The following is a 25281-nucleotide window of genomic DNA, read 5'->3' as shown; positions in this document are numbered from 1 at the left end:
GCGGGCCGCCCAGGACGATGAATGTTCCATGATCCCGTTTCTATATGCGATCGTCTCGCTCATGGACGTGCTCAGCGACGTGCTTGCGGTGATGCGAACCGGCCGCCCCCGATCCGCGCGGGTGGCGTGGCGGGCGCCGTGGGCGCAGGAGTTCGCGCCGGCGCCCGGTTCGGCCGGATTCCACGTGCTGGCACGCGGCTCGTGCGTGCTGCTGCGCGCCGGCGCGGAACCGCTGCGGCTCGCCGCGGGCGACATCGTGTTCCGGGCGCACGGTGACGGGCACACGCTCGCCGACTCGCCCGGCACCCGGCCGATCCTGCCCGCGTGCGGCCCCGACGACATGGCCGGGCTCCCGGCGTTCGCCGCGGCCGGCCCGGCCGGGGACGCGGACGCGACCGTGACGCTCTGCGGCGCCTACGAGCTGGCGCCGGAGCTGGTGCACCCGATGATCCACGATCTGCCGGACCTGATCCACATCCCGGCCGGACGGCATCCGCGGCTGGCCGCCACCGTCGAGCACCTGGCCGCCGAGCTGATCGATCCCGGACCGGGCAGCACCGCCCTGATCCCGGCGCTGCTCGACACGATGCTCGTGCACCTGCTGCGGACCTGCCTGACCGGCGACCATCCGACCGGCTGGGCGGCCGCACTGTCCGATCCGGTGACCGGCGCCGCACTGCGGGCCATGCACCGCGAACCGGGCCGGGACTGGACGGTCGCCGCGCTGGCCGCCGAGGGCGGGCTGTCCCGCGCGCCGTTCGCCCGCCGATTCACCGAGCAGCTCGGCCGGCCCCCGCTGACGTATCTGACGTGGTGGCGGATGGCGGTGGCGGCCGGGCTGCTGCGGAGCACCGATCTGACCCTCGGCGCGGTCGCGGACCGGGTCGGGTACGGCTCCGAGTTCGCGTTCGCGACGGCGTTCAAGCGCCGCTTCGGGGTACCGCCCGGCCGCTATCGAACGGGGTTCAGGTGACCAGCGGCGCCGCGAACGCGGCCGGCACGCTCTCCGGCTCGATCGGCCGGCACAGGTGGTAGCCCTGACCGTAGTCGCAGCCCAGCTCCCGCATGGCCCGGTGCTGTTCCTCGGTCTCGACGCCCTCGACCACGGTACGCAGCTTGAGTGTGCGGGCCAGCTCGACCACCGTGCGGATGACCGCCAGGTCGGCGGCGGTCGGCTCGGCACGGCTGATGAACGCGCGGTCGATCTTCAGCTCGTCGACCGGGAGGCGCTGCAGGTAGGACAGTGACGAGTAGCCGGTGCCGAAGTCGTCGATCGCCAGGCCCACGCCGAGGTCACGCAGGTCGCCCAGGCAGGCGATGGCCGTACGCGGATCGTTCATCAGAACCGACTCGGTCAGCTCCAGGGTGACCGCGCCCGCCGGGAGCCCGCAGCCGGTGAGCGTCTGCTCCACGTCGGCGGCGAACTGCGGGTCGGTGAGCTGGCGGCCCGAGACGTTCACGTTCAGGGTCAGGGCCGGGTGGGTCCGCCGCCAGCGGGCGGCCTGCTCGCCGGCGGCCCGCAGCACCCAGCGGCCGATGTCGGCGATCATGCCGTTCTCCTCGGCCAGCGGCAGGAACTCGACCGGCGGCACATACCCGCGACCGGGCCGTTTCCAGCGGATCAGCGCCTCCACGCCGGTCGCCACGCCGGTCTCCAACCGGATCAGCGGCTGGTAGAGCAGCCGGAACTCGTCGGCGGCCAGCGCGTGCCGCAGGTCGGCGGTGAGGGTGAGACGGGCCAGCGCCTCGGCGTGCATGGCCGGCTCGAAGACGATCACCTTGCCGGGGCCGTCCTTCTTGGCCCGGTACATCGCCACGTCGGCGTTGCCGAGCAGGTCGTCGGCGTCGAACCCGGCCGTGCCGGTGGCGATGCCGATGCTGGCGCCGATGAACACGTCCCGGCCGCTGATCCGGAACGGCCGGCGCAGCGCCTCGATCAGCCGCCACGCCACCGGCACCGCGTCGTCGGCGACGGTCGTGTCGAGCAGCACCGCGAACTCGTCGCCGCCGATCCGGGCACCCACGTCGGCCGGGCGCAGGCAGTCGCGGATCCGGGCCGCCACGTGTCCGAGCAGGTCGTCACCGGCCCGGTGGCCGAGGCTGTCGTTGACCGCCTTGAACCGGTCCAGGTCGATGAAGAGCACGCTGGTCGGCACCGTCAGGCGCAGCTTCCCGGCCAGGATCTCCAGGAACAGCACCCGGGTCGGCAGACCGGTCAGCGAGTCGTGCCGGGCCTCGCGCACCGCCTCGACGAGGGCAAGCCGCTCGGCGGCCTCGCGCTCACGCTCCTCACGCAGGCGTCGCTCGGCGGTGAGCAGGGCGATGTTGTCCAGTGCCAGGCCCAGCGTCTGCGCCATCGCCTGCAGCAGCTGCCGTTCCTCCGGGTCGAGCGGGTCACCGGCCCGCGCCACCATCAACGACCCGCGCGGTTCGGCGCCGAACCGCGCGGTGCCGATGTTGAGGTCCTCGAGGCCGGGCAGCGACAGCTGGGACGCCGGACCCGCCGGCAGGGCGCCGTCGAGCAGGTCGCGGTCGACGCCGCGGGCCACCTCGACCCGGTCACCGCGCAGAACCGCCCCGACCTCGGCCTCCAGCACCTCGGCGGCCCGTTCCACCGCGATGGTGATGGCGGCTCGCTCGTCCTGCGGCGAGCAGACCGCGGCGAAGAACTCGGTGAGCTGATGTGTGGACCAGTGGTTCACGACCGCCTCCTCAACACAAGAGCTTCCTCAACCCAGCGCGAGCGTGGCCACGGTGAAGTGGTGCATGCCGAGCGCGCCACGCACCCGGGCGATCTCACCGTTGGTGTAGAAGCCGCCGAACGGCACATCCGGAATCACGGCGGCGATGCCGTCGTGCTCGGGCTTGACGCCGTCCTCGCCGATGGCGATCCGGCGGGCGGCGCAGTCGAAGACCATCGCGCCGAGGGGCGTCCGGCCGCCGAGCGTCCCGACCGCCTGCGCGACGGCCTGACCGGCCGCGTCGGTGAGCGAGCCGTGGTCGCTCTCCATCATCCAGGCGAGGGCGCCCTGCGGCACGTCGGCCAGGCAGATCAGCGACCGGGCGGAACGGTCCGCCGAGTGGATCACCCGGATGTCTTCGCCGCTGCGCCGGGACAGGCCCAGCGGGTGGGAGAAAGCCGCCTGCCGGAACGCCTCCTCGTCGTCGAGGATCGACTCGTCGAGACCGAGCCGCCGCAGGAGCACGTCCAATGCCGGTTCGCCGTCCAGCTCGTGGACGCGGCCGTCCTGACTGCTGGTCACGATCATGGCGTCGCCCTGCTTGCGCCAGCCGTGCGCGATGCCCACGCCGAGTGGCTGGTCCGAGCCGACCGCCACGCCCACGACCGCGTCGGAGAGGATCTCCACCCCGTCCCGGCCACCGTGGAACTGGTAGGTGCGTACGTAGGCAAGATGGTCACCGGCGCAGCCGCCGACCAGCGGAACCACGGCGCCGGCCACCGAGAATGCGCCACGGACGATCTCGTGCTGGTTACCGGTCAGGCCGTCGGCGAGCATCAGCAGCGCCCGATGCGGCTGGTCGACGGCGCCCAGGCACGAGGCGGCCTCCACGCCGGCGTCACGCAGGCGGCCCGAGACGTTTCTCGAGACATGGGTGCGTACGGCGAAGCCGGCACCGCCCCACGCGGTGACCGACACGCCGTCCCGGCTGACGGTGCCGCCCCCGATCTGCCCCGACGTGGTGCAGCCGACGATCACCGTCCCGGCGCCGACCCGTTCCCGGATGCCGTCGAACAGCTCCGGCACGTGATAGCCCACCGAACAGAAGACGAACACCACCAGCGGCTCACGGCCGTTCAGCGCGGCCGCGGCCGCCTCGGCCCCGGCCGAGGCCGGGTCAGTGAGCGTGCTGTGTCCCGTGCCGAACCAGCGGCCGTCGAGCTCAACGCGATCCATGTCGCGACGAATCGGCGCGCCGGGGCCAGACCTGAGATCACCTGCCGTTGCTTTCCAAGCACGCTCGGTCAGGAGGCGGGGGCGTCGTAGCGGTCCCGGATGAAGGCGCCCAGGCGGCCGGCGAAGCGCTCCAGGGTCGCGGCGGCGGCGTGGCGGGAGTCCCAGACGGCGCGGAGCCGGATGGAGAGCTCCTCGACGGCCAGCGGCCGCAGGTCGAACCGAGGGTCGTCGGAGGCTATGGCGATTCCGCGACCGGCCGCTGCCAGCGCTTGGGCGACCGTGCCGTTGGCCGCCTCGATGAAGGGCTCGTGCGAATTGCCGGCCACGGCCGCGTCCCAGGCCTGCCGGGCGGTGAACGTCGCCGGCAACAGGATCAGCGGCTCGCCGGACAGGTCCGCGAGACGGACGCGCACCCGGTCCGCCCAAGGATGGTCCCCGGGAACGTAGGCCCAGACCGGCAGCACGGCGAGTGGCATCTCCTGAAACGGCGCCGACGCACGAAACGTGGTCACCGCCAGATCGGCCCGCCGCAGCGTCTCGGCCGGGGAGAGACCGTCGGCGCCCAGGACGTCGGTGGTCGGGTCGTCCGGGGCCAGTGTCGCGATGAACGGGGCGATCACGTCGGTCAGCGTCACGGCCGGCGCGCCGATGGTCAGCCGCTCCAGCCGGCCGTTGGCGTGGAAAGAGGCCGCCACCTTCAGCGCGTCCGCACGCTGCAGCAGGTCACGGGCCTGCGGGAGGAGGGCGCGACCGGTCGTGGACAGCTCCAGGCGGGTGGTCGAACGGTCGAAGAGCGGCACGCCGAGGTCCCTCTCCAGCTGGCGCAGCTGCCGGGACAGGCCGGGCTGTGTGAGGTGCAACCGGGCGGCCGCGCCGCTGACCGTGCCTGCCTCGGCGGTCGCCACGAAGTAGCGGAGATGCCGCAGCTCCATTCATGCCTCCCCGGCATAGTCGGGCTGCCGCAACGGTAATGGACGGGCATGACGGCGCGCCCGAGACTGAGGCGCGTGAGCATTGAGCAACAGCGCCGGCTGATCACCGAACCGCCCGGCCTTCGAGGAGATCCGGTGACCTTCGACGTGATCGACCCGGCGACCCTGACGGTCGTGGCACAGGTCGAGGACCAGGGCACCGACGGCGCACGCGCGGCCGTCGACACCGCCGCCGCGGCCTTCACCACCTGGCGGCGGACCCCTCCTCGTCGCCGGTCGGAGATCCTGCATCGGGCGTACGAGCTGATGGTCCGTGACCGTGAGTCGCTCGCCCTGCTGATCACCAGGGAGAACGGGAAGTCGCTGTCCGACGCCACCGGTGAGGTGACCTACGCGGCGGAGTTCTTCCGGTGGTTCGCCGAGGAGGCGGTACGGCCGGGAGGCGACTTCGGGGAATCGCCGGCCGGGGGCACCCGTACCCTCGTCACGCATCGCCCTGTCGGGGTAGCCGCACTGGTCACGCCGTGGAACTTCCCCGCCGCGATGATCACCCGCAAGATCGGCCCGGCGCTCGCCGCCGGTTGCACCGCGGTCGTCAAACCGGCCGCCGAGACACCGCTCACCGCGCTCGCCATCGCCCGGCTGCTCACCGAGGCCGGGCTGCCGGACGGGGTGATCACCGTGGTGACCACCACCGACGCGTCCGGTGTGGTCGGTGCGTGGCTCGACGACGAACGGGTCCGCAAGATCTCCTTCACCGGCAGCACCGCGGTCGGCCGGGTGCTGCTGCGGCACGCCGCCGACCGGGTCGTCAACTCGTCGATGGAGCTCGGCGGCAACGCTCCGTTCATCGTCGCCGACGACGCCGACCTGGACGTGGCCGTAGCCGGGGCGATGATCGCCAAGTTCCGCAACGGCGGACAGGCCTGCACCGCCGCGAACCGGTTCTACGTCCACTCAGCGGTGGTCTCCGGCTTCGTCGAGAGGTTCGGTGCCGCCGTGGAGGAACTGACCGTCGGCCCGGCCGCCGACGGCGCCGCCGTCGGGCCGCTGATCAGCGCGAACGCGCTGCACCGGGTCACCCGGACCGTCGACGAGGCGGTCGCGGCCGGCGCCCGGATCAGCCACCGTGCCCCCACACCGGACGCGCCGGGCCACTTCTACCCGCCGACCGTCCTCATCGACGTCCCGGCCGACGCGGCGATCCTTCAGGACGAGATCTTCGGGCCGGTCGCGGCCATCACCAGCTGGGACACCGAGGAGGAGCTGCTCAAACTGGTCAACGACAGCAAGTACGGCCTGGCGGCGTACGTCTTCTCCGGTGATCTGGCCCGTGCCCTGCGCCTCGGCGAGGCCCTCGACGCCGGCATGGTCGGCGTCAACCGTGGCCTCGTCTCCGACCCGGCCGCCCCGTTCGGCGGCGTCAAGCAGAGCGGCCTCGGCCGCGAGGGCGCCCGGGAGGGGCTGCGCGAGTTCCAGGAGACGCAATACCTGAGCGTGGACTGGCCCGCTTGATTTCCCACGACGGCGGCCTGTGTCATTCGTGACGCAGGTCGCCGTTTCATTGGTTAGCTTTGCGACCGTTCGGTCGGATAGCGTCGATGCGGATCTCGAAGGGTTACAGCACGGGGGCACCACATGACGCGCTACGTGGCGATCGGCGACAGCTTCACCGAGGGCCTGGGTGACACCCTGCCCGACGGCACCGAGCGGGGCTGGGCAGACCTCGTCGCCGCCGGCCTCTCCGAGATCGCCGACGGTCCGGTGGAGTATGCGAACCTGGCCATCCGGGGCCGCCTGCTCGAGCCGATCGTGAAGGAGCAGCTGGAGACCGCGCTGGCCCTCACACCGGCCCCGACGCTGCTCACCTTCAACGGCGGCGGCAACGACATGCTGCGGCGCGGTGTCTCCCTGGAGCACCTCATCGAGCTGACCGAGCACGCCGTCCAGCGCTGTGTCGACACCGATGTCCGCCTCGTCGTGCTGAGCGGCGCCGACCCCTCCGACCACCTGCCGTTCGGCAGCACGTTCCGCCAGCGAGGCGAGATCCTCACCGCCGCGGTGTCCGAGCTGCTCCCCCGCTACGGTGTGACGTTCGTCGACTGCTTCCGCGACGTCGAACTGCGCCGTCGTGCATATTGGTCATCCGACCGCCTGCACCTCAACGCGGCCGGCCACCGGCGGGTGGCCTCCCTGGTGCTGGGCGCCCTGGGCCACCCGAAGCCACCGCACGCCCTCGACCCGGGCCCGGCGCCGGCGTTCCACCTGCTCAACGAGGCCCGCTACTACGGTCAGCACGTACTTCCCTGGATCCACCGGCGCTTGCGGGGCCGGTCCTCAGGAGACAACCGCCTCCCCAAGTACGCCTCCTGGACCCCCATCACCGTCTGACGCCGACCACCCGCCGTCCTCACCCGCCGCCCGCCGCGCACCCGCCGCGCACCGCCACCCGCCGCCGCGCACCGCCGCGCACCGCCGCGCACCGCCGCCCGCCGCCCGCCGCCCACCGCCCACCGCCCGCGATCTTGTGAGGTTGCGGTTGCGTCGAGGGCCGGAGTCCACAAGATCTCTCGCGAAGACGACGATCCAGGATCCGCGGGCGGCGTTCCGCCCTCCGGAGGGAGAGCGGAACACCGCACCGATCAGCTTTGCGGCAGGACCCGCGCGATCTTGACGGCCGAGTCAGCTCTGCGGCAGGACCCGCGCGATCTTGACGGCCGAGTCAGCTTTGCGGCAGGACCCGCGCGATCTTGATGGCCGAGGTCGAACCGCCCGCCGCCGGATAGGCGACACTCCCGTCGGCGTAGGACTTGAACGCCTGGTAGGAGTGGTCCTTAGCGGCGAGGTTCAGGCGACCGCCGACGGCCTTGCCGGTTCCGGCGTCGTAGACCTGGGCCGCGATGCCCGCCCCGGACTGCCAGGCGAGCAGCATCCGCCCGCTGCCGTAGGTGACCAGGTGCGGGTGCGCGGACGCGATGCCGGTCTTGATGCTCGACGTGGACTTCCCGGTGGTGAAGCGCTCGAGGCGGATCTTGCCGCCCTGGCTCCAGGCGGTCCAGTACCCCTTCGACTTGGCCAGGACCAGGTCACCGCCGAAGAGGGTGCCGTCGCAGGTGCCGGTGGCGACCGTGCGGTACGGGTTGGGCTGCGCGATCCGGCAGTCGTTGTCGGTGGCGCAGACGGCGGCGAAGCGTTTGGTGCGCGGGTCCCAGACGATGCGCGAGTTCCAGGCGTGGCTGCATCCGACCTCGGCGGCGTCCTTGTGGCCGCTGAGCAGCTTGCCGTTAGCGCTCACAACCTGGATGCGGTCGCCCTGGTGGATGTCGACGCAGGCGCCGTTCTTGACGGTGATGGCGGTGCCGAAGTAGGCGGCCCAGTCGGAGCCGTTGGTGGCGAGGCGGCCGTGGTGCTGGTACCACCAGATGAAGCGGGCGCCGTCGTCGTAGCCGGTGCGGCCGCCGGTCAGGTTGGTGACCTGGCGTTCCCAGAGGAGCTTGCCGTTGTCGTCGAAGCGGATCATGTGCATCGTGTTGCACGGGCTGGACGTGCCGCCGCAGAGTTTGCCGCCGCCGCAGTTGCCCTTGCGGGTGAGCAGGATGACGCCGCCCTTCGCATCGGCCTGGACGTCCTGCAGGTCGATGCCGGTGAAGCTGGTGGGCGTGCCGGTGAGTTTGTCGTCGCAGCCGAGACGGCCGAGGTGGACCTTGCCGTCGGTGCCGAGCCAGGCGAGCCACGAGCCGCCGTCGGGGCGGGCCGCGATCGCCATCGGCAGTTTGTCGGTGTCGCCCTCGGAGCCGTAGCCGATGACCTTGGACGGCAGCTTCACCTCGGTGATCTTCGCGACGGGCGCGGCAGCGATCTTGCGGGCGCAGGCCCCGGTGGTCGCGGGGGTCGCGGGGGCCTGCGGCTTCACGACGGAGGAGGCGGAGGCGGACGGCGCCACGGACGCCCCGGGTGGCAGTGACGAGCCGGCCGCGACCCGCTCAGCGGGCCCCGGATCAGCCGTTTCCCCGGATGACGTTGAGCACGCTCCCATGACAAAAGCGGCAAGTGCGGCAACGCACACCGTACGCAGGGCTCTCATGTCCTTTTCCTTGCTTGTTTTAAGTTTTTCTTAGGGGCGACTTAAACGGCACGCCATGATCGGCGCATCGACAGACCTTACCGGTTTCCGCCCGCTCATCAAACCGCCACCCGCCCGTCAAGCGCCGTCCGTTGACCCGTCTCCACCTGCGATGAATCATCCTCGTCAATGAGATATTCGGAGGAGCCATGGGCCGGCCGCGCATTTCTGTAGTCATTCCCGCATATAACGAGGAAACGATGATCGGCCCCTGCCTGCGTGCCGTTCTCGCACAATCACGGGCCGCCGACGAGGTGATCGTCGTCGACAACAATTCATCCGATCGTACGGCGGAGATACTGCTCCAATTCGCGGCGGATGTGATCGTGCTGCAGGAGGAGCGGCAGGGTGTTCAGCACGCCCGCAATCGCGGCCTGAACGCGGCGACCGGTGACATCATCGTGCGGATCGACGCGGACACCCGGCTGCCGGAGGGCTATCTGGCCGAGGTGGTGGCCACCTTCGGCGACCCGTCGGTGGACGCCGCGACCGGACCGGTCCGCTACTACGACGTGATGATGCCGCGGGTGGCGGCCCGGGGTGACGCCCTGATCCGCGGCATGTGGACGGTGCCGAACGGACGGCTGGACTGGATCTTCGGGGCGAACATGGCGATCCGGCGGCCGATCTGGCAGGCGGTGGCCACGACGCTCTGCGCGGACGAGCGGTTCCACGAGGATCTGGATCTCGGCCTGCACCTGCGGGAGAGTGGCTTCTCGGTGCTGTACGCCCGGCGGCTGGTGGCCGGGACGTCGTCGCGGCGGGTGAAGGGTGACTTCGCCGGGTTCCGGCACTACCTGCTGATGACCGAGCAGGGGTACGCCCGCCACATCGGCCGGCTGCGGCGCGGCTCGTACGCCCGGGCCTGGATGACCGCCCGCCTCCTGCTGGCAATGTATCCGATCATGCGCTGGCAGCACGCGAGCCACCAGCGCCGGAACGCGTCGCCGGTCGTGATGGCCCGCAAGAACCCGATGTCCGGGGTGTGCGACACCTAGGCCGGATTGACCTGCGGGGACGCGCCGGGGATCGCGGTCTGGGCGCGGAGCTTGGCGAGTGCCTGGCGGGCATTGACGACGCCGTCGGCGGTGAGGCGGTAGAACCGGCGGGCGGGCCGCCCCTCGGCTGCCGGGTCGACCTGCTCCCAGCGGGCCTCGACCCAGCCGGCGCCCTGGAGACGGTGCAGGATCGGGTAGAGGCTGCCGCTGGCCAGGCCGGTCGCCTGCATCAGCTCCAGGCCGTACCGGTCCGCGTCGGGCTCGGCGAGCAGTGCGGCGAGAATCCGCGCCGTCGGGATCGTGATCCGCATCCGGCCACTCTATCGGAACTCTACATAGGGTCAAGTCGCTGAACCGCCGACCCGTCGCTCACGTAACCACTCCCATCGGCATCCCCCGGCCGTCGGCGCACAAAGGAGTGCATCGTGAGCTCTGAGCAGCATGTCTCCGTCTTCGATCTGTTCACGGCCGGTATCGGCCCCTCCAGTTCACACACCGTCGGCCCGATGCGCGCGGCACGGCTCTTCGCCGGGCTGCTGGCCGGAAACGATCAGGTGGAGAGTGTGCGGGCCGAGATGTTCGGGTCGCTCGGCGCCACCGGCCATGGGCACGGGACGCCGAAGGCCGTGCTCCTGGGGCTTGAGGGCGACGCCCCCGAGACGGTGGACGTGGTCATGGCGGACGCGCGGGCCGCACGTATCCACGCCGACCGGCGGCTGCGGCTGCTGCGCGAGCGCGAGATCGGCGTCGACCTGGTCCTGCACCGGCGCCGGACCCTTCCCGGTCACCCCAACGGCATGCTGTTCACCGCGCTCGACGCCGACGGGACCGAGCTGATCACCAAGACCTACTTCTCGGTCGGCGGCGGGTTCATCGTGGATAAGGACATATCGGTGGTACGGCGTGAGCACGCCCCTGTCGCACACCCGTTCGCCACGGCCGCCGAGCTGCTGGCACGGGCGAACGCCACGGGACTGTCGATCTCCCGCCTCATGCTCGCCAACGAGGGCGCCGACCGTACCGAATCGGAGATCAAATCCGGCCTGCTGGACATCTGGCAGGTCATGCGGGACTGCGTGGACGCCGGCCTGGACGCCGAGGGCGTGCTCCCCGGTGGCCTGCGGGTGCGCCGCCGTGCCGCGACCACGGCCCGTCAGCTGCGCGCCGAGGGCAACCCGGAGGCGCACGCCATGGAGTGGCTGACCGTCTACGCCATGGCGGTGAACGAGGAGAACGCGGCCGGCGGCCGGGTGGTGACCGCCCCCACGAACGGTGCCGCCGGGATCATCCCGGCCGTGCTGCGCTACTACCTGGACTTCGTGCCGGGCGCGGACAAGGAGGGCGTGGTCCGCTACCTGCTCACGGCCGGTGCGATCGGCCTGCTGTTCAAGCGCAACGCGAGCATCTCGGGCGCCGAGGTGGGCTGTCAGGGCGAGGTCGGTTCGGCGTGCGCGATGGCCGCGGCCGGGCTCGCCGAGGTGCTCGGCGGCACTCCCGAGCAGGTCGAGAACGCCGCCGAGATCGGCATGGAACACAACCTCGGCCTGACCTGCGACCCGGTCGGCGGCCTCGTCCAGATCCCGTGCATCGAACGCAACGGCATGGCCGCCGTCAAGGCCGTCACCGCCGCCCGCATGGCCCTGCGCGGCGACGGCCGCCACCACGTCTCCCTCGACAAGGTCATCAAGACCATGAAGGAGACCGGCGCCGACATGAAGGACAAGTACAAGGAGACCGCGCGCGGCGGCCTGGCCGTCAACGTCATCGAGTGCTGAAGCCCTGCACCGGCTGCCTCTCACCGCAGCCTGAACGGCGTTGAGACAGCGGTACAACAAATCCGGTGGTTGACAAGAAAGTTACGGGCATCAACACTTCGAAACATTCCCCCACGAGCGTTAGCGCTAACAATCGGAGTTTCGATGCCCCGAGTCCTCAGTCGCACCAGCGCGTTCCTGGCCACCTTCGTCCTCTTCATCGCCGGCCTGGCCGCCCCGGCCAGCGCCCTCGACCCGTTCACCGGCTACCTGATGGCCCACTTCATCGGGGAGCAGAGCCAGGGTGAACAGATCTATCTCGCCCACAGCAAGAACGGCCGCAACTGGACCGACCTCAACAACGGCGGCCCGGTGCTGCTGTCCACCGTCGGCACCAAGGGCGTCCGCGACCCCGCCATCGTCCGCTCCCCCGGCGGCGACAAGTACTGGATCATCGCGACCGACCTGCGGATCGCCAGCGGCACCTCGTGGGGCGACGCGTCCACCAAGGGCAGCAAGAGCCTGGTCGTGTGGGAGTCCAGCGACCTGGTCAACTGGTCGGCGCCCCGGCTGATCAACGTGGCCGGCGGCATCTCCGGCGCCGGTGACGCGTGGGCGCCCGAGGCGATCTGGAACCCGGCCACCGGCGACTACGTCATCTACTGGGCCACCAACTCGGCTCTCAACGGCGTCACCAAGCACCGCATCTGGTATGTCCGGACCAGCGATTTCCGTACCGTGACCGCCCCGCAGCTCTACATCGACCGGGGATCCGGCCAGGGCATCATCGACACCCAGATCATCGAGGTGGCGAACAGCCTGGGCGGCTACCGCTACTACCGGGCGTCGGCCGACGGGCAGATCACCGTCGAGGGCAGCAACTCGATCCTCGGCAGCTGGACCCGGATCGGCGACCTGCAGCACCTCGGCATCTCCAACGGCGCCACCGGCGGCAACGTGGTCGAGGGCCCGATGTGGGCACAGACCAACGGCACCAACGAGTGGCACCTGTGGGTCGACCAGTACGCGACCGGCCGCGGTTACATGCCGGTGCGCTCGACCAACCTGGGCAGCACCGCGAACTTCGCCACCCGCAGCGACTACAGCCTCGGCAGCACGAAGAAGCGGCACGGGTCGATCCTGAACCTGACCGCCGCCGAGGAGAGCCGGGTGCTGGCGAAGTGGGGTGCGAGCGCGCCGATCAACCGGCTGCAGTCGTACAACAACCAGACCCGCTACGTCCGGCACGTCAACATGGACGTGCGCATCGACGCGAACGTGAGTCCGGCCCAGGACGCCCAGTTCCGGCTGGTTCCCGGCCTGGCGAACAACTCCGGGTACGTGTCGTTCGAGTCGGTCAACTTCCCGGGCAACTACCTGCGCCACTACGGCTACGACCTGGTGCTCGCGCCGAACGACGGCACCTCGACGTTCGCCGGCGACGCGACGTTCAAGCAGGTGGCCGGGCTGGCCGACAGTTCCTGGTCGTCGTTCCAGTCGTACAACTATCCGACCCGTTACCTGCGGCACTACAACTACCTGCTGCGGATCGACCCGATCAGCACCGCGACCGAGCGCTCCGACGCCACTTTCCGCATCACCAGCTGATCAGTTGAGGGGGCCGCCGGAGCGGCCCCCTTTTCGTTTGCCTATCCCTTGCGACGCAAGGTACCTTGTGGGCGTGAGCGACGATGCGGCACTGACCACGGCCCTGCGCCGGGGCACCATCGAGTACTGCGTGCTCGCGCTTCTCGACAAGCGCGAGCTCTACGGCGTCGAGCTGGTCCAGCAACTCAGCACCGGCCTCGGCATGACCACCAGCGAGGGCACGATGTATCCGTTGCTCTCCCGACTGCGGCGCAACGGCCGGATCGCGACCACCTGGCGCGAGGCTCCGGCCGGTCCTCCCCGTCGCTACTACACCCTCACTCCGGACGGCGAGGCGGCTCTCACCCACTTCCGCACCGAGTGGGTCGTCTTTCGCAGCGGCGTCGACCGCATCCTCGGAACGGAGCTCTGAGATGACCCAGACCGACGAACTCGTCGCCGCCTACCTGGCGCGGGTGGAGCGGGCCGCGAGCCGGCTGCCGGCCGGGCGTCGCGAGGAGCTGATCGCCGACCTGCGCGAGCACATCGAGATCGCCCGGGCCGAGTCGGAGGCGCAGACCGAGGCCGAGGTCCGCACGATCCTGGACCGTCTCGGCGACCCGGAGAGCATCGTGGCCGCCGCCGATACACAGACCGACCTGCCCCGGGTGCCACCGACCGCGCCGTACCCCCCGGCAAGTCCGTACCCCCCGGCAAGTCCGTACCCTCCCGCGGTGCAGCCCGCGCGGCAGCCGAAGCGGACGGCGCTCTGGGTGGTGCTCGCCGTGGTGGCCGCCTTCGTGCTGCTCGCGTTCTGCGCCGGCGCCTTCACCCTGGCGCGCGACAGTGGCTCGCCGCCGTCGATGGTCGAGAACGTGGTGCCGGCCGAGCCCGCGCCCGAGCCGACGCTGACCGGATCGACGGGACCCTGATACGACCCTGAAGATCCATTCGTAGGGTCTCGTCCGGGTTACCACTGATATGCCGCCGTGGGCGGCGGTTGGGAGGATGAGGCGGTCCATTGTCCGGCCCTGGGGAGGCCAGCATGAGGTTCGCCCGTCCCGCTACCGCCGCCGCCCTCGCCGCCGTGCTGTTCCTGGCCGCGTGCGCCAAGGATCCGGCACCGGTCGCGGCGCCACCGCCCACCAGCCCGCACACCGGTCACAGCGCCGGTTCGGCACCGCCGGCCAGCCCGCTACGCGAGGGTGAGCGGTTCGTCGAGGTGGGGCTGTCGACGCCGTACACCCCGGCCGCGCCGAACGGCGGCACCGACGAGTACCGGTGCTTCCTCGTCGACCCGAAACTGACCGAGGCCGCCTATCTCACCGGCAGCCAGTTCCTGCCGCAGAACGCGGCCATCGTGCACCACGCGATCTTCTACCGGCTCGACCCCGAGCAGGCCAAGGCCGCCGAGAAGGTGGACGCCGAGGCGACCGGGGAGGGCTGGACCTGCTTCGGTGACAGCGGCGTGCAGGGACAGACCGCCTGGGTCGCGCACTGGGCGCCCGGCGCGGGCGAGACCCTGATGCCGTCCGGCTACGGCTTCGAGATGCCGCCCGGCAGCAAGCTCGTCATGCAGGTGCACTACAACCTGCTCGGTTCCGGCGACGGCGGCCCCGGTTCGGACGCGTCCGGCATGCAGATGCGCATCTCCGCCGCGCCGAGCCTCAAGCCGCTGGAGACCGGCCTGGTGATGGCCCCGATCGAGCTGCCGTGCGAGCCGGGCGGCAGCGGGCCGCTCTGCGACCGGGCCACCGCGGTCGCAGACGTCGGCAAGCGGTTCGGCGCCGAGTCCGTGGAGACGGTCAACCAGCTCAACCAGTGGTGCAACGCCGGTGGCACGCCGAAGGCCGGCAACACCCAGTCCTGTGACCAGCCGATCGAGCAGGGCGGCACGGTGCACATGGCGGCCGGGCACATGCATCTGCTCGGCCGGGCGATCAAGGTCGAGCTGAACCCCGGCACACCGAAGGCGCAGACCCTGCTCGACGTGCCGCAGTACAACTTCGACAACCAGGCGCTGCTTCCCCTGGCCAAACCCGTCAAGATCGCCAAGGGCGATACGGTACGGGTGACCTGCACCCACGACGCGACGCTGCGCAAGCAGCTGCCACAGCTGCAGAAGCTGCCCTCCCGGTACGTCGTGTGGGGTGAGGGCACCAGCGACGAGATGTGTCTCGGAATCCTGGTCGTCGCGAGCGAGTAGTGGGTAAAGCGGGATGTCATGACGCAGTACGGCATCCACGCATCGCACGAGCAGATCCGGCCTGGCGTGCTCCTGGACGCGATGATCGCGGCCGAGCGCGCCGGGTTCGAGGCCGCCATGTGTTCCGACCATTTCTCGCCATGGAGCGCCCGCCAGGGCCAGTCGGGCTTCGCCTGGTCCTGGCTCGGCGCGGCCCTGCAGGCCACGAACCTGAGCTTCGGCGTGGTGAACGCACCGGGCCAGCGCTACCACCCGGCGATCATCGCGCAGGCGATCGGCACCCTGGGAGACATGTTCCCGGACCGCTTCTGGGTGGCGCTCGGCTCCGGCGAGTTCAGCAACGAGCACATCACCGGCGGCAAGTGGCCGCGCAAGGAGGTCCGCAACGCCCGCCTGCGCGAGTCCGTCGAGGTCATCCGTGACCTGCTGGCCGGCGAACAGGTGTCCCGCGACGGCCTGGTCACCGTCGACCGGGCCCGGCTCTGGACACGTCCCGAGGTGACCCCGCCCCTGATCGGCGCCGCGGTCAGCGTCGAGACGGCCCGCTGGTGCGCCGAGTGGGCCGACGGCCTGGCCACCGTCAACGCGCCCGAGGACCACCTGCGCGCGATGATCGACGCTTACCGGGGAGCCGGTGGCCGCGGTCCGATCTGCCTGCAGGTGCACCTGAGCTGGGCGCCGACCCAGCAGCAGGCCGAGGAGATCGCGTACGACCAGTGGCGCGGCAACATCTTCGCCCCGCCGGTCTGCTGGGACCTGGCGACCGCCGAGGAGTTCGACGTCGTGTCCGAAAATGTCACGGTCGAGCAGGTGGCGAAGGTCGTGAACATCTCCGCCGACCTGGAGGAGCACGTGCAACGGCTACGAGGCTATGCCGCTCTCGGCTTCGACCGCATCTACCTGCACCACGTGGGGCAGGACCTGATGCCGTTCATCGAGACGTTCGGCGCGAAGGTGCTGCCCGCGCTGCGCTGACCGGGAGCGCTTGTCGGCGTACATGCGCTCGTCGGCCCGCGCGAGCAGATCGTCCGGCGCGACGAGGCGACGCTCGGTCCAGGTGACGGTGCCCACCGCGGCCGTCACCTGGAGCGTCTGCCCGTTCCAGGTGACGGGCGCGGCGATGGACCGCGCCACCCGGTCGCCGATGGCCCGTACCGTGGCGTCGTCCGCCTCCGCTCCGAAGATCAGGAACTCGTCGCCACCGATCCGGGCCACCACGTCCCCGGGCCGGACCGCGTCGCTGATCCGCGTGGCGGTGGCGCGCAGTATCGCGTCGCCCGCCTCATGGCCGTACTCATCGTTGATCGGTTTGAAGCCGTTGAGGTCGCAGTAGATCAGCGCCAGATCTCCGGGAGCGCCGCCGGCATGGGCGGCGATCGCCTTGTGCATCTCGGTGAACAGCCGGCGCCGGTTGACCAGGCCGGTCAGCTCGTCGTGGGTGGCCTGGTAGAGCAGGGCGTGCTTGAGCCGGCTGATCCGGACCAGCACCAGCGGGATGCTGAGCAGCGGCGCGACGGTGAGCAGCAGCCCGTCGGCGGGCTGCCCGAGCAGCTGGCCGAGACCACCGCAGACCGGGATCAGCACGAGGGCCGAACCGAGCATGCCGAGACGCATCTTCGGGATCGGCCCGCCGAGACGGGTGACCGGCTCGCTGAGGTGTTTGACGCTCGGGTGCATCCCGGCCGCACCGAGGCTCAGGTAGCCGATCGCGAAGCAGAGCGCCGGCAGCGACCCCGCCTCACCGGTGGCCGGCCCCATGTTGACGATGGCGGTGCCCAGGATGGTGAGGCCGAGCGACGCGAACAGGTAGTTCAGGCAGGTCCGGCTCGCGGAACTGGCGCGGGCCACCCGCAGCAGGGCGCCGCAGATGCCGAGCAGCACCAGCAGCTGGGTCAGCACCAGGAACTGTCCGGCGATCCCCATGCCGCCGCGCAGCAGGTTCGGCCGGAACAGGAACTCCCACGCCGGTGCGGCCAGCGCCACACCCCACACCGCGGCGTCGATCGTGCCCCCGGCGTCGCGGGGTGCGTGCCGGATCACGATCATCAGGCTCGCGGCCAGCATGAACACGTAGCCGCCGAGCTGCGGAGGCACCACCAGCACGTCCGGCGGGGTGCCGCCGTCACGCAGCAGCGCGGCCATGAACCAGCCGGCATTGCCCACCGTGAGCAGCAGCAACGCGATGATCACCAGCACCCACGGCCGCTGGTCGGTCACCCGGTGCCAGCGCATGCCGGCCGCGATCGCCACGGCCGCGAGGATCCCGGAGAGCAGCATCAGCCCGGTCCGGACCGGCACGCTTCCGAGCAGGTATCCGACGGCGAACACCGCGGCGAGAAAGACGAAGGCCACGTTGACCGTACGCCCGGCACGCACCATCGCCGGCCGGGGCGCCGAGACGTCCCGGCCGGTCGGGGAGATCCCGGGCCGGTTCACACCGGACTGGATCGACGGCGGCGAGCCGGTCCTTAGATTTAGCGCGAGGGCAGGCCAAGGCGTTCCAGGGTGGCCCGGAGCACGTGCCGGCCGGACAGCGACTCCGGGCCGCGCAGCCGGGCCAGCACCCGGTCGCTCCAGGCGCCCGGCAGGCCGAAGCGGCTGTTGTAGTCGGTCAGGCGCTCGTCGTACACCTCGATGTGCGCGTCGGCGGCGTCCGCGTCGTAGCGTTCGTGGTGCAGGACCGCGCTCTGCGGCAGCCGCGGCTTGATGCCGGCCTCCTCGGACGGGTCGGGCTCCCCGACCGCGAGCCCGAAGGCCGCGACGGCGTGCGCCGGCAGGCCGAGCTCCGCGGCGACCTCCTCGAGCCGGTTGCGGATCGCCCCGACGAAGACCGTGCCGAGACCGAGCGAGCGGGCCGCGACCACCGCGTTCTGCGCGGCCAGGGCAGTGTCGATGAACCCGACCAGCGTCGTCTCCAGGTAGTCGGCGGCATCCAGCGGCGTACCGGCCCGATGCGCGAGACGGCGGGCCCGCCCCAGATCGGCGACCCAGACGAGGAACAGCGGCGCCTGCGCGATGAACGCCTGATCCCCGGCGAGCACAGACAGACGCTTGCGGCGCCCGGGATCCCGCACCGCGACGACACTCCACGGCTGCAGGTTGGACGAGCTGGGCGCGGACTGGGCGGCCGCGACCAGGGCGGTGAGCTCGTCGGCGGTGACATCGCGGGGCCCGAACCGGCGCACCGATCGATGCGCGAGCTGAACGGCGAGAACTTCATTGGCAACAGCGACGGCAGCCGAGGGGTCACCGTAGCGGGCGGCGAGAGACATGCGGTTATCCTACCTAGCCCATAGGGAAAATATGGTACGGCTACCAGGAGAACCCGGCCGTCGCTGCGACGCAGGCGTACCCTCACGGCCCCGGCGCCACCGCCGGGGCATGCGCGGTCCCTCACCGATCCAGGGGCCGGCGATCACCCCGCTGAGGTCAGCTCATCGGCCGCGTCGGAGAGGAGCGCGGCGACTCGGGTCATCGCGTCGATCCGCTGCTCGATCTCGCGGGGCCGAGGGCTCAGCAGAGCGGTGACCGGCGTGTTCACCCACTCGCCCGTCACCACGTACCCGCAGCCCGGCAGGGCCTCCTCGATCCGGCCGAGCAGTTCAGCCGTGAACAGCGCCGCCACCTCGGGCGTGCCGATGTCACCGCCGACAAGCTGCCCGTCCGCGATGGACACCCGGCCCACCGGCAGCGGGCGCGGCAACCTGGCCAGGTAGAACGTGTCGTGACCGCCGATGTCACGGGTCTGGTCGAAGACGACGAACTCCACACCGTTCTCGGTGCCGGAGACCACCGCGAACGCGGGCGGCGCGTCCCGCAGGAACTGTTCCAGCCGTGTCGACGCGGGCAGCGCGGTGTCCTCGGCGCGGTACGTCCAGCCGCGGCGGGCCGCCAGGCGAGGACGGCCGCGCAGCGTCCGGGTACGGGAGATCAGCTTGCCGGTCTGGACCAGGATCGTCACGCCGCCGGCGAAGCCCAGGACACCGGCGGCCCCGGGCCTGTTCTCACCGATCAGCCGGATCGCGCCGACCATCAGCAGCACGCCGACGAACAGCCAGATCACCGGCCGGCGGCGGCTGCGCAACCGGGCCGGGATCGGGCTGTTCGCGCCGTATCTGGTCCACTCGTTCACTTGTTCCTCCGCGAGCCGGGTGCCCCTCCATACCCGTCGACGGCACTGTCCGACCCTCCACACGGTACGGTGCGCATCCGGCTCGCGGCACGCCGTTCGACCGCCGCTCAAGGTAACGAACGGTCACGATTTCGGCGCGATGTGTCAGCCCAGGACGGCCTCCACGCGGACCACCGCGCCGGGAGCCGCCGGCGGGATCAGGTTGCCCTCGACCCGTTCACCGTCGACGACCAGGTGGGTGACCCGGCCCTCGCCACTGACGCTGATCTCGTAGGTGGCGCCGCGGAAACCCCGGGTCGCCGAGAAGCCGGGCCAGCCGGACGGCAGCACCGGGTCGATCCGCAGGCCGCCGTAGTCGGGCCGGATGCCGAGGATCCACTGGCTGATCGCCACGAAGTTCCAGGCGGCGGTGCCGCTCAGCCACGAGTTCTTGGCCTCGCCATGGGTGGGCGCGTCCTTGCCCGCGATCATCTGGGCGTAGACGTACGGCTCGCAGCGGTGCACCTCGCTGATGTCCTCGCGGGCCGACGGGTTGAGGCGCCGGTAGTAGTCGAACGCCCGGTCCCCGTTGCCCACCATCGTCTCGGCGATCATGATCCACGGGTTGGTGTGGCAGAAGATGCCGGCGTTCTCCTTGTACCCGGGCGGGTAGGACGAGATCTCGCCCAGCTCGATCCGGTAGCTGGAGTAGGCCGGCTGCTGCAGCACGATGCCGTGCGGGGTGGCGAGCCGATCGGCGACGCTGTTCAGCGCCTTCACGGCCAGCCCGTCCTCCAGGCCGACACCGCCGAGCACGCAGATGCCCTGCGGCTCGATGAAGATCTGCCCCTCGTCGTTCTCGCCCGAGCCGATCACGTTGCCGTAGAAGTCGTACGCCCGGCGGAACCAGGCGCCGTCCCAGCCGTGCTCGGTGATCGTGCCGGCCATCTTCTCGGCCGCCGCCCGGTAGACGACGCCCTCGCTGTCCTGCCCGCGCAGCGCGGCGATCTCCGCCAGTTCCTTGGCCGCCAGCACGAACAGCCCGGCGATGAAGACCGACTCGGCCACCCCGCCGGTGGCGTTCTCGGTGGTCTGGAACGGCTCGCCCGGGGTGTCGGAGAAGCAGTTCAGGTTGAGGCAGTCGTTCCAGTCGGCGCGGCCGATCAGCGGCAGCCCGTGCGGGCCGAGCCGGTCCAGGGTGTACCGCAGCGACCGGCGCAGGTGCTCGTAGAGCGAGACCTCACTGCCGGGCGCGTTGTCGAACGGCACCTGCTCGTCGAGGAACGTGTGGTCGCCGGTCTCCTTGAGGTAGGCGGCCACGCCGAGGATCAGCCACAACGGGTCGTCGTTGAAGCCGCTGCCGATGTCGTTGTTCCCGCGCTTGGTCAGCGGCTGGTACTGGTGGTACGCGCCGCCGTCCTCCTTCTGGGTGGCCGCGATGTCCAGGATCCGCTCGCGCGCCCGCTCCGGGATCATGTGCACGAAACCGAGAAGGTCCTGGTTGGAGTCACGGAAGCCCATGCCGCGGCCGATGCCCGACTCGTACATCGAGGTGGAGCGGCTCATGTTGAACGTGACCAGGCACTGGTACGCGTTCCACACGTTGACCATCCGGTCGGTGTCGCCGTCCGGCGTCGACACGTGCAGGTTGCCGAGCAGACCGTCCCAGTAGGAGCGCAGGTCGGCGTACCCCTGCTCGACGACCTCGGGCCGCAGCCACCGGGAGATGACCGGCAGCACCCGGGTCTTGTTGATCGTCTGCGATCCGGGCGGATCGAACTTGTCGTCCTTGGGGTTCTCGGCGTAGCCGAGGACGAAGACGACCTCGCGGGTCTGGCCGGGCGCGAGGGCGAGCCGGACGTGGTGGCTGCCCATCGGCTGCCAGCCGTTCGCGACCGAGTTGCCCGACGAGCCGGACTCGACGACGGACGGACGGTCCCAGCCGCGGTAGGCGCCCAGGAACGCGTCGCGCGAGGTGTCGAACCCGGCGAGCGGCTCCGAGCAGGCGAAGTAGGCGAAGTGGTCACGACGTTCGCGGTACTCCGTCTTGTGGTAGATCACCCCGTCGACGACCTCGACCTGACCGGTGCTGAAGTTCCGCTGGTAGTTGGTCGCGTCGTCTTGGGCGTCCCAGAGGCAGAACTCGATCGAGGAGAACAGCGACAGTTCCGCGTTCTCGTCGCGCTCGTTGGTTACCCGTACCCGCCAGACCTCGAGGGTCTCGCCGAGCGGCGCGAAGTAGAGGGTCTCGGCCCGGATGCCCCGCCGGGACGAGCCGATCTTGGTGTAGGACAGCCCGTGGCGGCACTCGTAGTCGTCGAGTTCCCGTTCCGGGGTCGGCTGCCAGGACGGCGACCAGTAGTCCCCGCTGGCGTCGTCGCGGACGTAGACGTAGCGGCCGCCCACATCGAGCGGCGCGTTGTTGTACCGGTAACGGGTGAGCCGCCGCAGACGGGCGTCACGGTAGAACGAGTAGCCACCCGCCGTGTTGGACACGATCCCGAAGTAGGCGTCCGTACCGAGGTAATTGATCCACGGCAGTGGCGTGTCCGGCCGATCGATGACGTACTCGCGCTGCTCATCGTCGAATTGCCCGTAGCGCAACAGGTCCTCCCCCGTCGCAGTCGGAGCCGCCCCGCTGGTCGCGGGCCGGCATGGGAGCAGTGGTGGGAGCGCTCCCATAGTCGAGCATTTTACCGCTCCGACACCTTCCTGTGACCAGCCCTGAGGTTTCAGATCCCGAGCCTCCGGCGAAAGTTCCGGGCCGCCGGAGCCCGGCGCACACGGCTGTGCCTCACCGCTGTCTCGAGCGAGCTGAGACAGCGGTGAGGCACAGCCGCATCTCTTACGGTGTCCAGGGACCGGCGACGGTCCAGCTGCTGTCGGCGGTCAGGGTCAGCGGGCGGTTCGCTCCGGTGCCCGCCCCGGAGGCGATCCAGGCCTGGGCGTCGTAGTGCCGGAGGAAGCTGCCCGGGATGTTGATCGACTCGAAGGTCACCCCGGTGCCGCTGAGTCCGGGCCTGGCACAGAACGTGGCGTCGGCCGCGAACAGCGCCGACCCGTCGTTCGGCGCCATCCGGATGCGGCTCGAGGCGTGCCGCAGAAACTGTCCCGGGAAGTTGACCGACTCGAAGGTGTAGCAGGACGAGTCGGCCAGGCCCCGGCGCAGCGTGAACGTGGCGTCGGCCTTGAGCAGGGCGCTGCTGCCGCTGTTCACCGACTCGGTCCAGCCCAGGCTGTCGGCGTGCCGCAGGTACCGGTCGGTGTAACCCCACGTGGCGACCTGCAGCGAGCGCCGCACGTCGAAGGGCAGAACCACCGAGCTGCGCCACAGTGCCGGAGCCGAGACGTTCCAGGTGGCGTCGGCCGCGAAGCTGCCGCCGGTGTTCGGGTCGATCCGCACCTGCTCGTTGGCGTGCCGCAGGTACTGGCCCGGCTGGTTGGCCGCCTCGAAGGAGACCCCGCCGGCCGCCAGGCCCGGCCGGGAACACCACGTGGCGTCCGCCGCGAACGATCCGCCGGTATCGGCGTCGAGCCGGACCACGCTGTTCGCGTGCCGCAGGAACCGGCCCGGCAGATTCACCGACTCGAACGAATAGCAACGAGGATCGGAAAGACCGGCCACGGTACGGAACGACGCGTCCTGCCGCGGTCCGTCACCACTGATCACATCGGTACGCGCCAGCGAGTTCGCGTGCCGCAGACGACGATCGGTGTATCCGGGCGTGGTGACCTGGAACGACCGCACGTGCCCGAGGGTGAGCGGAACCGCCGCGTTCTGGTTCCGCGCCGTCCGGAGCAGGTTGTTCATGGCGGTGCGCACCTGGTTGGTGTCGACCTTCTGGATCCGCCGGTCGTACGTCCAGAGGCCGTTGTACTCGCCCTCCACGTCGGTGATCTCGGTGTAGACGAAACCGGACAGCCCCTTGCTGGTGACGAGCCGCTCGGAGTCCCGGATCATCCCGGTGAACCGGTCGTTGAGATGCGCGTTGCCCGACATCTGCTCGTAGGCGAAGAACTGCCCGTTCGGGCTGTACTCGTGCCCCGGCGTACGCAGGCCGAGCCCGCCGAACTCACCGAGCATCGACACCCGTGTCGACGACGGCAGGGGCGCGTCCGGCCCGGTGTAGGCATGCCAGTCGATGATGTCGCCGGTACCCGGGTCGCCCTTGGAGTTGCAGCAGTTGAAGCCGCTGTGCGCATTCATCAACCGCGTCGGGTCGTACGCCTCCAGGCTGCGCGTGACCCGCTGGGTCTCGGCCAGGTTCCACTCGCCCCAGCCCTCGTTGAACGGCACGTAGGTGACCACCGACGGGAACGCCCGGTGCTCGTCGATGATCTCGCGCGCCTCGGTCTCGAACTGCGCGATCTGGGCGGCCGACTTGGTGTCGTCACCACCGGACGGGATGTCCTGCCAGACCAGCAGGCCGAGACGGTCGGCGTGGTAGTACCAGCGGGCGGGCTCCACCTTGATGTGTTTGCGGACCATGTTGAAGCCCAGGTCCTTGTGCTTCTGCAGGTCGAAGGCGAGCGCCGCGTCGGTGGGCGCGGTGTAGACGCCGTCCGGCCAGAAGCCCTGGTCGAGGGTGCCGGCGTGGAAGACGAACTCGCCGTTGAGGGTCGGGCGCAGCACGCCGTCGACCAGCTTCGTGCCGACCTCGCGCATGCCGAAGTAGCTGGTCACCTGGTCGGCCGTGGCGCCGCTGGAGTTGCGTAGCGAGACCCGCAGGTTGTGCAGGAACGGATCGTCGGGCGACCAGCGCCGGGCGTTCGGCACCGGGACGGTGAACTCGGTGAACCCGCCGGTCGCCGAGCCGACGACGGTCGCGCCGCTGAGCGCCTCGGCGAAGACGCTGTGCCCGCTCACATTGCCGCGGGTGAACACGCGCACCCGGACGTTGTTGGCGGTGATGTTCGGGTAGATGTCGACCGAGTAGATCGACGACACGGGGGTGGGCTCCAGCCACACGGTCTGCCAGATGCCCGAGGACGGGGTGTAAAAGATGCCGCCCGGGTTGTTGACCTGCTTGCCGGACGGCTGCTCCTCGCCGCGTCCGTCGGTGGGGTCGTAAACCCGTACGACGATCTCGTTGTTGCCGCCGTTGAGCTGCGGCGTGATGTCGACCTCGAACCGGTCGTAACCACCCTTGTGCGTGGTGACCTGGGTGCCGTTGACCCAGACGGTGGCCTCGTAGTCGACCGCGCCGAAGTGCAGCTGCACGCGGCGGCCGTTCCAGCCGGACGGCACCGTGAACGTGCGGCGGTAGAACATCAGGTCGCGGTTGTCGTTACGCATGATCCCGGACAGCGCGGACTCGACCGGGTACGGCACGAGGATCCGCTCCGGCAACGTCTGACCGAGCGGTGGCGCGGCGTTGCGGTTGACGTTGCCGGCGCTGTCGGTGGCCGGGTTCAGGAACTCCCACTCGCCGTTCAATGACTGCCAGTCGGGGCGGGTCATCTGCGGGCGCGGGTACTCGGGCAGCGGGTTGGTGGTGGAGACCTGGCTGGTCCAGGGCGTGGATAGGGGTGGTGTCTTCGGGACGACGGCGGACGCGGGACCGGCGACGGCGACCAGGCCGGTGGAGGCCAGGGTCAGAACCGCACACGCACGGGCTAGAAGTTGGCGCATCGGACTCCTCGCGGGAGCAGG

At 70.4% G+C, this 25281-nt stretch carries 20 protein-coding genes; 10 read left to right on the top strand and 10 right to left on the bottom strand.

Translation table 11 applies throughout. The annotated features are described in order from the left end of the window. Positions 1 to 61 precede the first annotated feature (61 nt). Complete coding sequence (locus CLV67_RS22955) at positions 62 to 973, top strand: AraC family transcriptional regulator (RefSeq protein ID WP_106322017.1); 912 nt, start codon at positions 62 to 64, stop codon at positions 971 to 973. Here the strand turns inward: CLV67_RS22955 and CLV67_RS22950 are convergent. From CLV67_RS22950 to CLV67_RS22940, 3 genes are all read right to left on the bottom strand, one after another. Further along, a complete protein-coding gene (locus CLV67_RS22950) occupies positions 966 to 2702 on the bottom strand; it encodes a putative bifunctional diguanylate cyclase/phosphodiesterase (RefSeq protein ID WP_106321667.1) in 1737 nt (578 codons plus the stop codon). The two genes, CLV67_RS22955 and CLV67_RS22950, sit on opposite strands and share 8 nt — an antisense overlap. Before the next feature lie 27 nt (positions 2703 to 2729). Beyond that, positions 2730 to 3917 (bottom strand): FIST signal transduction protein, encoded by a 1188-nt coding sequence (locus tag CLV67_RS22945; protein ID WP_106321665.1) that lies wholly within the window; start codon positions 3915 to 3917, stop codon positions 2730 to 2732. A 68-nt stretch (positions 3918 to 3985) separates the two neighbouring features. Then, positions 3986 to 4849, bottom strand: a complete 864-nt coding sequence (locus CLV67_RS22940; protein ID WP_106321663.1) for a LysR family transcriptional regulator — start codon at positions 4847 to 4849, stop codon at positions 3986 to 3988. Between the two features lie 75 nt (positions 4850 to 4924). Between CLV67_RS22940 and CLV67_RS22935 the strand changes: the two genes are divergently transcribed. Together CLV67_RS22935 and CLV67_RS22930 are read left to right on the top strand one after the other, a co-directional pair. Further along, a complete protein-coding gene (locus CLV67_RS22935; RefSeq protein ID WP_239166452.1) occupies positions 4925 to 6364 on the top strand; it encodes an NAD-dependent succinate-semialdehyde dehydrogenase in 1440 nt (479 codons plus the stop codon). Between the two features lie 123 nt (positions 6365 to 6487). Beyond that, a complete protein-coding gene (locus CLV67_RS22930) occupies positions 6488 to 7240 on the top strand; it encodes an SGNH/GDSL hydrolase family protein (RefSeq protein ID WP_106321659.1) in 753 nt (250 codons plus the stop codon). A 331-nt stretch (positions 7241 to 7571) separates the two neighbouring features. Here CLV67_RS22930 and CLV67_RS22925 read toward each other — a convergent pair whose 3' ends face one another. Next, the gene (locus CLV67_RS22925; protein WP_239166451.1) at positions 7572 to 8762 is read right to left on the bottom strand and encodes a hypothetical protein; all 1191 of its coding nucleotides are present in this window, start codon (positions 8760 to 8762) and stop codon (positions 7572 to 7574) included. Between the two features lie 359 nt (positions 8763 to 9121). Between CLV67_RS22925 and CLV67_RS22920 the strand changes: the two genes are divergently transcribed. After that, positions 9122 to 9970 (top strand): glycosyltransferase family 2 protein, encoded by an 849-nt coding sequence (locus tag CLV67_RS22920; protein ID WP_106321655.1) that lies wholly within the window; start codon positions 9122 to 9124, stop codon positions 9968 to 9970. Here the strand turns inward: CLV67_RS22920 and CLV67_RS22915 are convergent. Next, entirely contained in the window at positions 9967 to 10281 is a 315-nt protein-coding gene (locus tag CLV67_RS22915) for a PadR family transcriptional regulator (protein WP_106321653.1), read from the bottom strand. The genes CLV67_RS22920 and CLV67_RS22915 overlap by 4 nt on opposite strands. A gap of 114 nt (positions 10282 to 10395) precedes the next feature. On the opposite strand from CLV67_RS22915, the gene CLV67_RS22910 reads away from it, so the two are divergent. The 6 genes from CLV67_RS22910 to CLV67_RS22885 all read left to right on the top strand — a co-directional run bounded on the left by CLV67_RS22910 (position 10396) and on the right by CLV67_RS22885 (position 16492). Then, on the top strand, positions 10396 to 11745 hold the full coding sequence (locus CLV67_RS22910) for an L-serine ammonia-lyase (RefSeq protein WP_106321651.1): 1350 nt from the start codon (positions 10396 to 10398) through the stop codon (positions 11743 to 11745). A gap of 144 nt (positions 11746 to 11889) precedes the next feature. Continuing rightward, positions 11890 to 13332, top strand: a complete 1443-nt coding sequence (locus tag CLV67_RS22905) for a glycoside hydrolase family 43 protein (protein WP_106321649.1) — start codon at positions 11890 to 11892, stop codon at positions 13330 to 13332. Positions 13333 to 13405: 73 nt separating this feature from the next. Next, entirely contained in the window at positions 13406 to 13744 is a 339-nt protein-coding gene (locus CLV67_RS22900; protein WP_239166449.1) for a PadR family transcriptional regulator, read from the top strand. Position 13745: 1 nt separating this feature from the next. Beyond that, complete coding sequence (locus CLV67_RS22895; protein ID WP_106321645.1) at positions 13746 to 14243, top strand: HAAS signaling domain-containing protein; 498 nt, start codon at positions 13746 to 13748, stop codon at positions 14241 to 14243. 113 nt (positions 14244 to 14356) lie between these two features. Next, a complete protein-coding gene (locus CLV67_RS22890) occupies positions 14357 to 15517 on the top strand; it encodes a monooxygenase (protein ID WP_106321643.1) in 1161 nt (386 codons plus the stop codon). A gap of 18 nt (positions 15518 to 15535) precedes the next feature. After that, positions 15536 to 16492, top strand: coding sequence for a TIGR03885 family FMN-dependent LLM class oxidoreductase (locus tag CLV67_RS22885; protein WP_106321641.1), 957 nt, complete (start codon positions 15536 to 15538; stop codon positions 16490 to 16492). Here the strand turns inward: CLV67_RS22885 and CLV67_RS22880 are convergent. The 5 genes from CLV67_RS22880 to CLV67_RS22860 form a co-directional block, all read right to left on the bottom strand. After that, positions 16379 to 17953, bottom strand: coding sequence for a GGDEF domain-containing protein (locus tag CLV67_RS22880; protein WP_106321639.1), 1575 nt, complete (start codon positions 17951 to 17953; stop codon positions 16379 to 16381). The two genes, CLV67_RS22885 and CLV67_RS22880, sit on opposite strands and share 114 nt — an antisense overlap. Positions 17954 to 17991: 38 nt before the next feature. Beyond that, entirely contained in the window at positions 17992 to 18789 is a 798-nt protein-coding gene (locus tag CLV67_RS22875; protein ID WP_106321637.1) for an NADPH-dependent oxidoreductase, read from the bottom strand. A 143-nt stretch (positions 18790 to 18932) separates the two neighbouring features. Continuing rightward, positions 18933 to 19649: a type III secretion system chaperone family protein gene (locus CLV67_RS22870; protein ID WP_106321635.1), complete on the bottom strand. Its 717-nt coding sequence runs from the start codon at positions 19647 to 19649 to the stop codon at positions 18933 to 18935. Between the two features lie 144 nt (positions 19650 to 19793). Beyond that, positions 19794 to 22232 (bottom strand): glycoside hydrolase family 94 protein, encoded by a 2439-nt coding sequence (locus CLV67_RS22865; protein ID WP_106321633.1) that lies wholly within the window; start codon positions 22230 to 22232, stop codon positions 19794 to 19796. Between the two features lie 241 nt (positions 22233 to 22473). Then, entirely contained in the window at positions 22474 to 25260 is a 2787-nt protein-coding gene (locus CLV67_RS22860; protein WP_106321630.1) for an AbfB domain-containing protein, read from the bottom strand. Positions 25261 to 25281 lie beyond the last annotated feature (21 nt).

This window comes from Actinoplanes italicus (assembly GCF_003001815.1).
Lineage (GTDB): Bacteria > Actinomycetota > Actinomycetes > Mycobacteriales > Micromonosporaceae > Actinoplanes > Actinoplanes italicus.
This window is presented reverse-complemented; position numbering and strand designations above follow the sequence as displayed.

Bases quoted from the DNA above. Each gene is read 5' to 3' on its own strand.
- CLV67_RS22955 (WP_106322017.1), top strand. From the start codon at position 62: ATGGACGTGCTCAGCGACGTGCTTGCGGTGATGCGAACCGGCCGCCCC.
- CLV67_RS22945 (WP_106321665.1), bottom strand. From the start codon at position 3,917: ATGGATCGCGTTGAGCTCGACGGCCGCTGGTTCGGCACGGGACACAGC.
- CLV67_RS22940 (WP_106321663.1), bottom strand. From the start codon at position 4,849: ATGGAGCTGCGGCATCTCCGCTACTTCGTGGCGACCGCCGAGGCAGGC.
- CLV67_RS22930 (WP_106321659.1), top strand. From the start codon at position 6,488: ATGACGCGCTACGTGGCGATCGGCGACAGCTTCACCGAGGGCCTGGGT.
- CLV67_RS22920 (WP_106321655.1), top strand. From the start codon at position 9,122: ATGGGCCGGCCGCGCATTTCTGTAGTCATTCCCGCATATAACGAGGAA.
- CLV67_RS22915 (WP_106321653.1), bottom strand. From the start codon at position 10,281: ATGCGGATCACGATCCCGACGGCGCGGATTCTCGCCGCACTGCTCGCC.
- CLV67_RS22905 (WP_106321649.1), top strand. From the start codon at position 11,890: ATGCCCCGAGTCCTCAGTCGCACCAGCGCGTTCCTGGCCACCTTCGTC.
- CLV67_RS22895 (WP_106321645.1), top strand. From the start codon at position 13,746: ATGACCCAGACCGACGAACTCGTCGCCGCCTACCTGGCGCGGGTGGAG.
- CLV67_RS22890 (WP_106321643.1), top strand. From the start codon at position 14,357: ATGAGGTTCGCCCGTCCCGCTACCGCCGCCGCCCTCGCCGCCGTGCTG.
- CLV67_RS22885 (WP_106321641.1), top strand. From the start codon at position 15,536: ATGACGCAGTACGGCATCCACGCATCGCACGAGCAGATCCGGCCTGGC.
- CLV67_RS22875 (WP_106321637.1), bottom strand. From the start codon at position 18,789: ATGTCTCTCGCCGCCCGCTACGGTGACCCCTCGGCTGCCGTCGCTGTT.
- CLV67_RS22860 (WP_106321630.1), bottom strand. From the start codon at position 25,260: ATGCGCCAACTTCTAGCCCGTGCGTGTGCGGTTCTGACCCTGGCCTCC.